This window comes from Streptomyces sp. NPDC001663 (genome assembly GCF_042893105.1).
Lineage (GTDB): Bacteria > Actinomycetota > Actinomycetes > Streptomycetales > Streptomycetaceae > Streptomyces.
Window position 1 is genome coordinate 120,455 of record NZ_JBIAUR010000007.1, and the last position, 12,103, is coordinate 132,557.

12 protein-coding genes are annotated in these 12,103 nt (G+C 69.2%); 5 read left to right on the forward strand and 7 right to left on the reverse strand.

Features of this window, described 5'->3' with window-relative positions; genetic code table 11:
* Positions 1–44: 44 nt before the first annotated feature.
* From ACFY1L_RS23110 to ACFY1L_RS23120, 3 genes are all read right to left on the reverse strand, one after another.
* A complete protein-coding gene (locus ACFY1L_RS23110) occupies positions 45–335 on the reverse strand; it encodes a hypothetical protein (protein ID WP_388827285.1) in 291 nt (96 codons plus the stop codon).
* A gap of 232 nt (positions 336–567) precedes the next feature.
* Positions 568–846 carry a hypothetical protein gene (locus ACFY1L_RS23115; RefSeq protein ID WP_361274626.1) on the reverse strand — a complete coding sequence of 93 codons (279 nt, stop codon included), beginning with the start codon at positions 844–846 and terminating at the stop codon, positions 568–570.
* 224 nt (positions 847–1,070) lie between these two features.
* The gene (locus tag ACFY1L_RS23120; RefSeq protein WP_388827288.1) at positions 1,071–1,526 is read right to left on the reverse strand and encodes a hypothetical protein; all 456 of its coding nucleotides are present in this window, start codon (positions 1,524–1,526) and stop codon (positions 1,071–1,073) included.
* Positions 1,527–1,973: 447 nt separating this feature from the next.
* Here ACFY1L_RS23120 and ACFY1L_RS23125 point away from each other — a divergent pair, with 447 nt between their 5' ends.
* Together ACFY1L_RS23125 and ACFY1L_RS23130 are read left to right on the forward strand one after the other, a co-directional pair.
* Entirely contained in the window at positions 1,974–2,750 is a 777-nt protein-coding gene (locus tag ACFY1L_RS23125) for a hypothetical protein (protein WP_388827291.1), read from the forward strand.
* Positions 2,751–2,823: 73 nt separating this feature from the next.
* Positions 2,824–3,102 (forward strand): hypothetical protein, encoded by a 279-nt coding sequence (locus ACFY1L_RS23130; protein WP_361274634.1) that lies wholly within the window; start codon positions 2,824–2,826, stop codon positions 3,100–3,102.
* A 46-nt stretch (positions 3,103–3,148) separates the two neighbouring features.
* On the opposite strand, the gene ACFY1L_RS23135 is transcribed toward ACFY1L_RS23130, so the two are convergent.
* The 3 genes from ACFY1L_RS23135 to ACFY1L_RS23145 all read right to left on the reverse strand — a co-directional run bounded on the left by ACFY1L_RS23135 (position 3,149) and on the right by ACFY1L_RS23145 (position 5,685).
* Entirely contained in the window at positions 3,149–4,165 is a 1,017-nt protein-coding gene (locus ACFY1L_RS23135) for a DUF4037 domain-containing protein (protein WP_388828375.1), read from the reverse strand.
* 104 nt (positions 4,166–4,269) lie between these two features.
* Positions 4,270–4,752, reverse strand: a complete 483-nt coding sequence (locus tag ACFY1L_RS23140) for a GNAT family N-acetyltransferase (protein WP_388827294.1) — start codon at positions 4,750–4,752, stop codon at positions 4,270–4,272.
* A 9-nt stretch (positions 4,753–4,761) separates the two neighbouring features.
* Entirely contained in the window at positions 4,762–5,685 is a 924-nt protein-coding gene (locus tag ACFY1L_RS23145; protein ID WP_388827296.1) for an aminoglycoside phosphotransferase family protein, read from the reverse strand.
* Between ACFY1L_RS23145 and ACFY1L_RS23150 the strand changes: the two genes are divergently transcribed.
* From ACFY1L_RS23150 to ACFY1L_RS23160, 3 genes are all read left to right on the forward strand, one after another.
* Positions 5,684–6,340 carry a rhomboid-like protein gene (locus ACFY1L_RS23150; RefSeq protein ID WP_388827298.1) on the forward strand — a complete coding sequence of 219 codons (657 nt, stop codon included), beginning with the start codon at positions 5,684–5,686 and terminating at the stop codon, positions 6,338–6,340. The genes ACFY1L_RS23145 and ACFY1L_RS23150 overlap by 2 nt on opposite strands.
* A gap of 10 nt (positions 6,341–6,350) precedes the next feature.
* On the forward strand, positions 6,351–7,757 hold the full coding sequence (locus ACFY1L_RS23155; protein WP_388827301.1) for an NAD(P)/FAD-dependent oxidoreductase: 1,407 nt from the start codon (positions 6,351–6,353) through the stop codon (positions 7,755–7,757).
* 144 nt (positions 7,758–7,901) lie between these two features.
* Positions 7,902–10,541 (forward strand): glycosyl hydrolase, encoded by a 2,640-nt coding sequence (locus tag ACFY1L_RS23160; RefSeq protein WP_388827303.1) that lies wholly within the window; start codon positions 7,902–7,904, stop codon positions 10,539–10,541.
* 70 nt (positions 10,542–10,611) lie between these two features.
* Here ACFY1L_RS23160 and ACFY1L_RS23165 read toward each other — a convergent pair whose 3' ends face one another.
* The gene (locus ACFY1L_RS23165) at positions 10,612–12,078 is read right to left on the reverse strand and encodes an MFS transporter (protein ID WP_388827306.1); all 1,467 of its coding nucleotides are present in this window, start codon (positions 12,076–12,078) and stop codon (positions 10,612–10,614) included.
* Positions 12,079–12,103: the final 25 nt, after the last annotated feature.

Sequence of the window (12,103 nt, forward strand, 5' to 3'; positions counted from 1 at the left end):
CTCGGTGCCCCTGCCTGTGGCAGGGGCACCGAGAAACGTTCGACTTACTTGCCGCCGACGCTGTTGCTGCAGCCCATGCTCGAGCCGATGGAGGTCTCCTGCGCGCCCGGGTTGCCCTCGCCGTTCAGGAGGTTGCCGCCGAGGCCGTTGAGGATGCCGACCTGGCCGAGGACGTCGACGTTGGTGTCGTGCGACCTGCAGTTGGAGCTCTGCAGAACGCTGAAACGGCCGCCGTCATCGCCCTTGCCCCCTCCAGCGTGGGCGGCGCCGGCGCTCAGGAGTCCGACGCTGCTGAGAGCAGCCACCAGGACCGCAGCGTTGCGAAGCTTGTGCATGTCATCTCCGTGCAGTGAGTGGATCGCGATCTGTGACAGATCGACTTCGTTCGGTTACTGAGGCTAATACGAAATATCGGTAGAACATCCGACGGCACGCCGAATTCAGGGGACGCTCACCACGTTGGTCCATTGCGGGAAATGCATAAAAAAAGGGGCCCCGGCGTCGAGCCTGGAGCTCGGCGCCGGGACCTGCTTCCCGTCATCGGTCGTCTAGGCGACCGTCACGCGCTCAGAAAGCGCTGTTGTTGCAGCCCATGGTCGAGCCGATGTGCGTGTCCTGCGCACCCGGGTTGCCCTCGCCGTTGAGCGCGTTGCCCAGCAGGCCGTTGAGCAGGCCGACCTGGCCGAGGACGTCGAGGTTCAGGTCGTGCGACTTGCAGTTGGAGCTCTGCAGGACGCTCGTTCCGCCCTTGCCGCCCCCGTCGTGCGCCTGGGCGGTGCCCGCGCTCAGAAGTCCGACGCTGCTGAGAGCGGCAACCAGGACGGCAGCCGTGCGAAGCTTTTGCATGTCATCTCCGGTGGAGTGAGTGGATACGATCCGTAACGGATCGACTTCTTACGGTTACGGAGATTAATACGAAATATGCCCAAAATGTCCCGCGACGCGCCGTGTTGCGTGATCTTGTTGCGGAAGCATCCGGAAGCCGCAACGGCTACGAGCGGGCCCTTCGGAGCGATCCCCGAGGGGCCCGTACTGGTGTTGGTGTCCGGCAGTCGGGCCGGTCGTCGGCCCTAGTGGGCCTTGGCGAGGGCGTTCGCCTGGCTGTTGGCCTGGGTGCAGCTGACGCCTCGGGTCTCGGCGCCGGCGAGAACGGCGACCGGGAGGTTCGCGGCAAGCAGGTTCTGCGGGCTGCACTCCTGGTACGGGCGGAAGAGGTTGGTCTGGTCCGTCGGACCGCTGCTCATCGGGGCTGCCTGGGGGGAGACCTGCGGGGAGATCTTCGGGCTCAGCGTCGGGTTGACCTGCGGGGTGACTTCAGCGCCCCGGTACGGGGCCGCCTGCTGACGCGGGGCCGAGCCGTAAGTCTGAGCCGTGGCCTGGGAGTTGGTCCACGAGGTGGCCTGGGCATCCTGCCGCGGAGCGGGGGGTGGGGCGACGGTGGCGTCGGCGGAGCTGGGGCCGACACCGATGGCTGACAGACCGCCGGCCGCTGCTACGACGAGCGCGACCTGCTGAAACTTGCGCATGGAACCCTCGGCCCTTCATTGACCTGTGCAAGGAACGTATGGAAATGCAGATGAGCCAGTCCGGCTGATGCTGTTTGGGAACGAGGCAAGTGCGGGGCCAGTCACGGCAGTCGGGGCGTGGTCACCCGTTTGCCAGAGGGCGGGAATCGAGCACTCGATCGCTCTCGGGGGCTGCGGGCCGGTAATCCGACCGACGGCAAATGGGTGACGGAATATCGCATGCCGTGACCGGGCCGGAGGAAAAGTCGTTGCCAACTGGGAGAGGACAGCGACCATGGACCAGCGAGAGGGGCAACGGGATCTGCTGTCGGCTCCGGCGTGAAGTCCACATGACAGCCCAGGATTTACCCCTGTTAAGGCGCAGTACGAACATCAGACTGAGCGCCCGCAAGACTGCACTGAATACAACGGATTTCCCTGTACAGGTATTGAAGGGCCGAGGGTTCCATGCGAAAGCTTCACAAGGCCGCGCTCGTCGTAGCAGCGGCCGGCGGTCTGTCCGCCATCGGCGCCGGCGTCAGTCACGCCGACGCTCAAGTCGGGTACACCGGTGGTGCTCCCGCGCCGTACTACCCAGCGCCCCAGGCCGCAGCCCCCGCGCCTGCCCCCCAGTACTACGCGGCGCCCCAGCCTGCTCCGCAGTACTACGCGGCGCCCCAGCCCGCCCCGCAGTACTACCCGGCGCCCGCGCCCCAGTACTCGGCGCCCCAGCAGAGTGCCCCGCAGGCCACGGCGATGACCAGCTCGGCGGGCACCGCGCAGACCGGCGGCCCGCAGTCGTACTCCCAGCCGGTGCAGGCCCCCGCTCCCGCTGCCGCCCCGGCCCCGGTTCAGCAGCAGAGCGGTTACGCCTCCGCCTCGGCCTCGTCCGGTGGCGCCGCGCAGGCCTCCAACAACGCCCCGTCGTACGGCCCGTCGTACGCTCCGCAGGCCGCCCCGGCGCCCGCCCCTGCGCCCGCTCCGCAGGTCGTGCCGCAGGTCACCCCGCAGACGGCTCCGCAGGTCATGCCGCAGGTCGCCCCGCAGGTCGCCGTACCGCAGGCGTTCAACCCGGAGCCCCCGCCGCATGTCGCCCCCCAGGTGAACCCGACGGTGAACCCCGAGGTGAACCCGCTCGTCAACCCGCTGGTTGCGCCCGTCGGCGCGCCGAACGTGCCCGGGCTCGGTCTCGGGAACGTCGCGGCGCCGCCCGTGGGCCAGTTGGGACTGCCGCACCTCAGCTGAGGTCTCCCCGTAGTTGTCATTCGTCCCGACTCGATCTGCTGCAGATCACATCCGCTCGATCAATGGAGAAGAAATGCGCAAGCTTCAGAAGGTTGCCATCGTGGGTGCCGCCGTTCTCGGCAGCATTGGCTCCTTCGGTGCCGGCCCCGCCTTCGCTCACGGTGAGCCGGGGCACGACCTCGACATCACGCAGGGCATCGAGTGTCGCTCGCACGACATGAACATCGACGTGCTCGGCAACGTCGGTGCCATCAACGGCCTCCTGGGCAACGCGCTCAACGGCGAGGGCAACCCGGGTTCGCAGCCCAGCGACCTCGGTTCGGACATGGGCTGCAACAGCAAGGCGCTCTGAGTCTCCGCGTTTCTCCCGCCCGGCACGCCGGGTTCGAACGCCCAGGTCAGGAGTGATCCGGCCTGGGCTTTCGCACGTCCTGGTAGAGGGCGCGCGCCAGTTGGGGGCGGGTCAGGACGTCCGGAGCGTCGACGAACTGGTCGACGGCGCCGACGATCGGCAGCTCCTTGATCGTCGGGTCGGAGATGCGGGCGGTCAGCGCGTCGGTGAATCGTTCCGGCCGTGCGGTCGGGTTCACCCGGTCCGTCAGGCCGAGTTGGTTGTGCTCGTCCGCGACGGACTCGTAGGCCTGGTTGAGGTGTTTGTCGCGGGTGCGCCAGTCCGTGGCCGTGAGGGTGGCGGTGAGGACCGGGGTGAGGTGGTGGCCCGCGGAGGTGCGGGCGAAGGCGCTGCCGAGCCATTTGTCGTACGGCGGGTAGCGGCGGTCCATGAGGAGGCACAGGCGCATCAGGTCGCGTACGAGACGGGCGGCGGCGATGGTGGAGCCGAGCTCGTCGCCCACCTCTCCGCAGCGGGTGACGTAGGGCGCTGCCCAGGAGATGCGCTTCCACTGGCAGGCCAGGACGTGAAGCCAGATGTCGTGGGGGTACCAACGGAGGGTGTGGCGCAGGGGGGTGAGTTCGCGCAGGCCGTCGTGGAAGACGGCGCCCGCGGTGACTTCGGCGAGGAGTTGGGCGGGGGCGGCGAGCCAGTCCGTCGGGGTGATCTCCGGGGAGGGGGTGAAGCCGAGCGTTGCGGTGAACCACGCGGAGATGTGGGTGACTTCGACCTGGTGGCGGACGGGGTGGCCGTGGAAGGTCTTCGGGAGGTGCTCGGCGAGGATGTGTCTGATGCGTCCCGCGTGGCGGGAGACGTCCCGGCGGTGCAGGAAGAGCTGGAGGCGCGGGCCCCGGGTGCGGTCGGCCGGGCGCGGGGTGTCGAAGCCGAGGACTTCGGAGCCGCTGCCCAGGTGGGCGGCCGAGTGCGGGATGTCGGGGGCGGCCTCCTCGAGTAAGGAGCGGACGGCTTCGGTGTAGAAGCGGCGGGAGAGTTCCAGGCCGGGGACGAAGATCGGCATATTCATGGTGCTCATGCCAGTGAGCCGTGCCCATTCGGTGAGGGGTCATGCGGGGTGTCTTCACACCTTCACGACGTCATCCGCTTTGCGCCGTTTTCCGCTTCACAACTTCATGTGGTCTGTCCAGCAAGGGAGTTGAGCGGGCCGTCCGTCAGCCGGTACACCGTCCACTCGTCCTGCGGGCGGGCGCCGAGGGACTCGTAGAAGGCGATGGTCGGGGCGTTCCAGTTCAGGACGGCCCATTCGAGGCGCTCGTAGCCCCGGTCCACGCAGATGCGGGCGAGTTCGGTGAGGAGGGCCTTGCCGTGGCCCGCGCCTCGGGCGGTGGGGCGGACGTAGAGGTCCTCGAGGTAGATGCCGTGGACGCCGCGCCAGGTGGAGAAGTTCAGGAACCAGAGGGCGAAGCCGACCGGGGTGCCGGTGGCGTCGTCGGCCGCGATGTGGGCGTAGGCGGCGGGGCGGTCGCCGAAGAGGGCCTCGTGGAGTTGGGCCTCGGTGGCCTTTGCCTCGTGCGGGACCTTTTCGTAGTCGGCGAGTTCGCGGATCAGGGTGTGGATGACGGGGATGTCGGCCGGGGTCGCGGTGCGGATCATAAGGGGAGGCTAGCTGGCGGGGTTGCGCAGGCGGCGGGCGATTTCGAGTTGGCGGGGCTCCGGCGGGCGGCCGTCCGCCACGTCCCAGAGGGTGTTCTGCAGGAGGCGGCCAAGGGTCCAGGCACGCGCGCGTGCGCGGTCCAGGGCGAGTACGTCCGTCATGGCGTCGAAGCGCCAGCGGATCTCGTCGGCGTCGAAGCGGTTGTCGATCGCCGGCCAGAGCTCGAAGCCCGGGTCGCCGGCCAGGGGTTTGGGGTCGATGGCGAGCCAGGGGGCGCGGCCTGCGGCGAGGACGTTCTCGTCGTGCAGGTCCCAGTGCAGGAGGCGGTCGCCGGGTTCGTCCACGACCTCTCGTACGGCGGCCGCGCAGTCCGCGACCAGGCGACGGGTCTCGGGGTCCGGGATGCGCTGCAGGGCCTGGGGCGTCCGGTCCAGCATGGCCTGTGCGATGTCGCCCAGGCGGCGCATGCCCTCGGGGGCCGGGGTGGAGGTCAGGTGGGCGAGGAGGCCGGCGATGACCAGGACGGACTCGCGGGTGTCCGCCAGGTGGGAGAGCATGCGGGTCTCGTCGAGGCGTTCCAGGAGCATGGTGTGGGTCGGCTCGTCGTGGGCGAGGAGGCGGACCGCGCCGTCGCCGTTCCAGGTGCGAAGGGCGACCGGTTCGCCCTCGCTCTCCTCGTCCAGCAGCTGCAGCTTCAGTGCGGCCGGGGTGCCGTCGGGGCGGACGACGGGCAGGACGAGGGCGGTGACTCCGTGCATGGGGCGCCCGTCCGGCCGTAGCTCCCAGCGGTTGAGGAACTCCTCCGCCAGGTGCGGCAGGCCTGCGATGAACGCGCGGCCCGCCTCGCCGTTGAACTTCTCCTGTGCCGCCGCCAGCTCGCCCGGAATGTCGATCACACGGGCGACGATACTTGCGTGCGTGAATCGCTTCATGCGAATTCACCGGGGGCTCGGCGAGAGGGTGTCGGCGTACGTCCGCAGTGCGCCAGGCACGTACGTATGGCTGGCCATTCTGTTCGTCACGACCGTCGCCCTGCACCACATGTCGCCGGAGTTCGAGCAGGAGTTCCTGAGGCAGCGGTCCACGAACATCCATGAGCTGACGAACGATCCCGTACGGGTGCTGGTGCAGAGCGCGATGTGGATCGACGGGGGGCACTGGGTGCCGTACGTCCTGCTCTACAGCGTGTTCCATGCGCAGGCCGAGCGGTGGCTGGGGACGGTGCGGTGGCTGATGGTGTGTGTGGCCGCGCATGTGCTCGCCACGCTGATCAGCGAAGGGGCGCTGCTCAAGGCCGTGCGGGACGGGATCGTGCCGCACTCGGCGGTCGACTCCCTTGACATCGGGGTGAGTTATGCGCTGGCGGGGGTGATGGCGGTGCTGGCGTACCGGATCGCGGTGCCCTGGCGGTTTGTGTATCTGGGGGGCGTGTTCGTCGTGTACGCGGCTCCGCTCGCGTCCTCGCCGACCTTCACCGATCTCGGGCACTTCGTCTCCGTACTGATCGGGCTCGCCTGTTATCCGCTGGTCAGAGGACGTGGAGAAGCATGGAATCCGAAGGAGACAGTGACTGCCCCGAGGGGTTAGCTTTCCGGCCATGAGCAGCTCGGCAAGCAGTGTCGTGAACGGCGGAATCTCCTTCTGGTACGCGGACGACGGCCTCCCGGCGGTGCGGGAGCCGCTCGGCGGTGACGCGTCCGCGGACGTCGTCATCGTCGGGGGCGGGTACACGGGACTGTGGACCGCGTACTACCTGAAGAAGGCGGCGCCCTTCCTCCGGATCACCGTCCTGGAGCAGAAGTTCTGCGGGTACGGAGGCTCGGGGCGCAACGGCGGGTGGCTGTACAACGGGATCGCGGGGCGCGACCGGTACGCGAGGCTGCACGGGCACGAGGCCGCCGTACGGCTGCAGAAGGCCATGAACGAGACCGTCGACGAGGTCGTCCGGGCGGCGCGGGAAGAGGGCATCGAGGCCGATCTGCACAAGGGCGGGGTGCTTGAAGTCGCCACCACACCGGCGCAGTTGGCGCGGTTGAAGGCCTTCCACGAGCACGAGTTGTCCTACGACGAGACGGACCGTGAGCTGTACGGCGCCGGTGAGACCGCCGAGCGGATCCGGGTCGCCGATGCCGTCGGGTCGACCTGGACTCCACACGGGGCGCGGCTGCATCCGGTGAAGCTGGTGAAGGGGCTGGCGGCCGTCGTCGAGGGCCTCGGGGTGACGATCTACGAGTCGACGCCGGTGACCGAGATCCGGCCGAACCATGCGGTGACGCCTTACGGGACGGTGCGGGCGCCCTATGTGCTGCGCTGTACGGAGGGGTTCACCGCGAACCTGAAGGGGCAGCGGCGGACCTGGCTGCCCATGAACTCCTCGATGATCGCGACCGAGCCGCTCACCGACGAGCAGTGGGAGTCGGTGGGGTGGGACGGGCTGGAGGCGCTGGGGGACATGGCGCACGCGTACATGTACGCGCAGCGGACCGCGGACGGGCGGATCGCGCTCGGGGGGCGCGGGGCGCCGTATCGCTTCGGGTCGAGGACCGACAACGACGGGCGGACGCAGGAGGCGACGATCGGGGCCCTGCGGGAGATTCTTGTGCGGTTCTTTCCCTCGCTGGCGGGTGTTGGGATCGAGCATGCCTGGTCCGGGGTGCTCGGGGTGCCTCGGGACTGGTGCGCGACGGTGACCCTGGATCGGTCGACCGGGCTCGGGTGGGCGGGTGGTTATGTCGGGTCCGGGGTGGCCACGACGAATCTCGCGGCGCGGACGCTCAGGGATCTCGTGCAGCTCGACTCGGGGCAGGGCGGACGGACCGAGCTGACCGATCTGCCGTGGGTCGGGCACAAGGTGCGCAAGTGGGAGCCGGAGCCGTTGCGGTGGCTGGGGGTGCAGGGGATGTACGCCACGTATCGGGCTGCGGACCGGCGGGAGCGGAGCACCCACAGCGCTCAGTCGTCGCGGCTGGCGCAGGTTGCGGATCGGGTGGCCGGGCGGCACTGAACGCTCCGCGGGCGCGCCGCTGAACCGGTGGCCGGAAATTTGCTGTCTCATTGCCGTCCCGGATACCTCTCCTGACTGCCTTCTCCTCAAAGCTGGTCCACAGTTCCGTGTCATGTACGCCACGGCCTCAGGGGAGGGCATTTCATGGCAGCCAACGGCTGGCGAAGACAACGGATTTGGGCGGTGCTCGCGACCACCGCCGCGCTGGGGCTGACGGTCACTCAGGCTCAGGCGGCGGGCGGGGCAAGTGACCCCTTCGGTGTACGCGAACTTCGTGAACAGGCCCTTCTGCATCAGCAGCAGAAGGGCCTGTCGGCTTTCGCGGAGGCGGGGGACGACGACGATGACGGGGGTGAGGCGCAGGAGGAGGCCGAGCAGGCCGACCAGTACGCCGAGGCGCGGACCTCGCCGGGGATCGTGGCGCCGGGGGCGTACGGTGCGGCGTACGACGAGTTGACCGATCTGCCGCACACCAAGGGGAGTTGGAGCGATCTGACCCGGCTGCCCTACGACTCCGACGATCCGCGGTACCGGGACATCAACTCCAACTCCAGTGGTGGGGCCGGGAAGGTGACGGGCCGGGTGACCGGGCTCGCGGCCGACAGCCACGGGTATGTGTACGCCGGTTCGGCCAACGGCGGTGTCTTCCGGTCGCGTTCCGGTGGCGGTCACTGGACGAACATCTCCGACGAGCTGCCCGCGCTGTCCACGGGGGATCTGCAGCTCGACGGTCGGGGGCGGCTCTGGTACGCCACCGGGGAGGCCAACACCAGTGCCACCTCCTTCCTCGGTACGGGTGTCTATGTGCTCGACGATCCGCGGCACGGCAGCTTCGGCCGGCGGGACCGGGTCGGCGGTGACGAGCTGGAGTCGACCTCGATCAACGCGCTGCGGTTCGCCGGGGACAAGGTGTGGGCGGCGACCACCGAGGGTGTGTGGAGCCACAGCACGAAGACGCTGAAGGGCCACTGGAAGCTGGAGTTCGCGCCCAACCCGGACTATCTGCCGGGTGGTTCGAAGGCGAGCGATCCCAACGCCCCGTACAAGAACATCACCAGTGACATCGCCGTCGATCCGAAGGATCCGAAGAAGGTCGTGCTGGCGGTCGGCTGGCGTGGTGGGGACACCTACAACGGCTTCTACGCGAAGTCCGGTGGCAGTTGGCAGCGGCTGACCGGGCTCGGTGATCTGCCGAGCAACGCCGAGGACGTCGGGAACGTGACCTTCGCGCGGAGTGCGGACGGGTCGCGGTACTACGCCATCGACCAGTCGCCGGAGCAGACCGCGGAGAACCCGGACAGTGGGCTCGAGGGCATCTTCGTGTCCAAGTCCGGTTCGCCGACCGGGCCTTGGACGCGGATTGCCACGTATCAGCAGCTGCGGGACTCGGGATCCGCGCTCACCGGTGCCGGGTACCAGCCGGGCATCCAGGCCTGGTACAACCAGTTCCTCACCGTCGATCCGAAGAACCCGGACCATGTGTACGCCGGTCTGGAAGAGGTCTTCGAGACCAAGGACGGCGGCAAGTCCTGGTCCGTGCCCGGGCCTTACTGGAACTTCGGCTTCCCGTGCTGGTCCATCGACCCGAGCAAGCAGACCGGCGACTGCCACCAGACCGTCCACGCCGACCAGCACTCCGTGGCGATCGGCAGCAACGGGGGAGCGCCGTACGTCGTCGTCGGCGACGACGGCGGGATGTTCCGGCGGCCGCTGAACGGCAGCGCGGACGCCTCCGGTCACGCCACCGACTGGACGTCCCTGAACGACGGCACGATGGACGCCCTGCAGTACTACTCGGTGGGTGTGGGTGCCGATCCGGCCGGGAGGGGGCTCGCCGTCACCGGTGGCCTCCAGGACAACGGGCAGTCGGAGCTTCGGTCCGGCGACCGGGTGATGGGGTCCAACTTCGGCGGTGACGGCGGCGACACGATCACCGATCCCGCGAACGGCTGCAACATCGCCCAGGAGTACGTCTACCTGGCGGTGTCCGTGACCAACAACTGCGCGGTGAACGACGGCAGTTGGGTCACCGACCCGTCCAAGGCGACGTCGTACTCCGTCGCCCCGCCCGACAACGCGACCGGCGAGGCGCGCTTCATCGCCCCGCTGAACGCCGACATCAAGGACCCGAAGGTCTGGGTCGCGGGCGGCCGGCATGTGTGGATCAACACCAAGGGGTACGCGATCCGCAGCGGCAGCGAGTGGTTCGGCGCCTTCGATCTCGGCGAGGGGCACACGGCCACGGCTGTGGCCTCCTCCGGCGGCAAGGTGTACGCCGCCTGGTGCGGGCCCTGCAACAACCAGGGCTTCACCCGCGGCATCGCGGTCGGCAACGCCGACGGCACGGGCTGGCACCAGCTCACGCTGCCGGTGGACGGGACGGTGCCCAACCGCTACCTCTCGGGCCTCGCGATCGACCCGGCCAACTCCGACCACGTCCTGCTCGCCGTCAACGGCTTCTCGCGGAAGTGGACGGAGGGTCCGGGCGCGGGCGTCGGGCACCTCTTCGAGACCCGGGACGGCGGGGTCACCTGGACCGACATCTCCGGGAACCTGCCCGACGTACCGGCGAACTCGGTGGCCCTGCTGAAGGGCGGGACGATCGCGCTGGGCACGGATCTCGGGGTGCTGGTGCGGACGCCGGGTTCGGCCGGGTGGAAGGTGGCGGGGGACAACCTGCCGACCACCGCGGTGCTGCAGCTGCGGACCGGCCCGGACGGGCGGCTGTATGCGGCCACGCACGGGCGGGGGATCTGGGCGATCGACGTACGACGTCTGAGGTGATCGCCGACTGAGGAGAGGGCGGGGAGGGGTCCGCGGTCCGATCGGCCCCTCCCCGCGTTCTCGCGCCCCCTCAGGCCACCGGTTCCGGCACCGGTGCCTCTGTCGGCGCCCCGTGCTTCGGGGCCTTCGCCGTCACCATCAGGCCCGCGACCAGGCCGGCCAGGAGCATGATGCCGGCGGCCCACCAGATGGCGACCGTGTAGCCGTGGACGACGCCTTCCCTGGCGACCAGGGCCTTCTGGGACGGGTCGTGGAGGTGGGCGGCGATGTACGTCGCGCTGCTGCTGGTGGCGATCGTGTTGAGCAGGGCGGTACCGATCGAACCGCCCACCTGCTGCGAGGTGTTGACGGTCGCCGAGGTCACGCCGGAGTCCTGCGGGGCGACGCCCGCGGTGGCGGTGGCGAAGACCGGCATGAAGGTCAGGCCCATGCCGAGGCCCATGAGGATCAGGGCGGGCAGGATCTCGGTGGCGTACGACGACTCGACCGTCATCTGTGTGAGGATCACCATGCCGCTCGCCGCGAGGACCATGCCGGGGACCATCAGCATGCGCGGAGGCACGTGGTTCATCAGCCGGGCGGAGATCTGGGTGGAGCCGGTGATGATCGCCGCCGTGAGGGGCAGGAAGGCCAGGCCCGTCTTCACCGGCGAGTAGCCGAGGGCGACCTGCAGGTAGTAGGTCATGAACAGGAACAGGCCGAACATGCCGATGACCGCGAGCGCCATGGTCAGGAAGCAGCCGGCGCGGTTGCGGTCCTTGACGATGTGCAGGGGGAGCAGGGGCATGGGGGCCCTCTTCTGCCACCACACGAAGGTCGCGAGCAGTACGACACCTGCCGCGAACAGCGTCAGCACCAGCGGGTCGGTCCAGCCGCGCGGTTCGGCCTCGCTGAAGCCGTAGACGATCGCGACCAGGCCGCCGCAGCCGAGCACTGCGCCGGGCACGTCGAGGCGGGCGCCCGCGTGGCCGGGGCGGTCGTGCAGGAGGGCGAAGGCGCCGAAGACCGCGATGATCGCGATGGGCACGTTGACGTAGAGGCACCAGCGCCAGTTCAGGTACTCGGTGAGCAGGCCGCCGACGATGAAGCCGATCGCGGAACCGCTGCCCGCGAGGGCGCCGTAGATGCCGAAGGCCTTTCCGCGTTCCTTCGGGTCGGTGAAGGTCGTGGTGAGCAGGGACAGGGCGGAGGGGGCCAGGACGGCCGCGAAGGCGCCCTGCAGCGCGCGGGCGCCGAAGAGCATGCCCGAGCTGGTGGCGGCGCCGCCGAGTGCGGAGGCGGCGGCGAAGCCGATCAGACCGAAGATGAACGTCCGCTTGCGGCCCACCAGATCGGCGATGCGGCCGCCGAGCAGGAGCAGTCCGCCGAAGGCCAGCGTGTAGGCGGTGATCACCCACTGGCGGTTGCCGTCGGACATGCCCAGGTCGCGCTGTGCGGAGGGGAGCGCGATGTTCACGATCGTCGCGTCCAGGACCACCATGAGCTGCGCGAGCGCGATGATCACCAGGCCCCACCAGCGGCGGGGGTCGGCAGCCATGGGAGGTTCACCTGTTCGGGTGGCG